This is a genomic window from Brevibacterium sp. SIMBA_078 (genome assembly GCF_046534565.1).
Lineage (GTDB): Bacteria > Actinomycetota > Actinomycetes > Actinomycetales > Brevibacteriaceae > Brevibacterium.
On the sequence record NZ_JAWRYQ010000509.1, the window covers coordinates 1 to 242 of the forward strand.

1 protein-coding gene is annotated in these 242 nt (G+C 37.6%); it reads left to right on the forward strand.

Annotated features, from left to right (window positions below):
* Positions 1-242, forward strand: a 242-nt coding sequence (locus SB749_RS20610) for a hypothetical protein (protein WP_410711954.1), incomplete at both ends; no start/stop codon positions are given.

The following is a 242-nucleotide window of genomic DNA, read 5'->3' on the forward strand; positions in this document are numbered from 1 at the left end:
GTCGTTATTTGCCTTAGCTACTGGCATTTTTTTAGTACTGAGTATTGAATTAGTTTTAAAAATTATGCGGGTATGGTTTATTGACTTAGCTGCAAACAGAGCTGATGTAAAAATTTCCAGTAATATAATGCGGCGTATTCTGGGAATGAAAATGAAGGATCGACCTCAGGCATCAGGTTCTTTCGTCTCCAATGTTCAGTCTTTTGAGAGTATTCGAGGTTTTATCGGTTCCTTAAGTGTCG